1 protein-coding gene is annotated in these 213 nt (G+C 41.8%); it reads right to left on the reverse strand.

Annotated elements, in window-relative coordinates; translation table 11 throughout:
• A partial coding sequence (locus GNY06_RS01420; protein WP_176589932.1) for a transposase occupies positions 1-213 on the reverse strand: 213 nt, incomplete at both ends.

Genomic DNA, 213 nt, shown 5'->3' on the forward strand with positions numbered 1-213 from the left:
CTGTTCTGAAGGAAAAGCACCTTTAGTTTTGGTGATTTTGCGTATCTGGCGATGTACCCCTTGAATTGGATTGGTAGTATATATGCTTTTTCGTACTACCTCATCGTACTCGAAGAATGCAGAGAGATTTAACCAATTGTCCAGCCAGGATTTGCAGGTCAGGGGATATTTTTTTGCCCACTTTTCTTCAAAGGCAAGCAGCCTTTGATATCC

Origin of the sequence: Elizabethkingia argenteiflava (assembly GCF_009904105.1) — a bacterium.
GTDB classification, from domain to species: domain Bacteria; phylum Bacteroidota; class Bacteroidia; order Flavobacteriales; family Weeksellaceae; genus Elizabethkingia; species Elizabethkingia argenteiflava.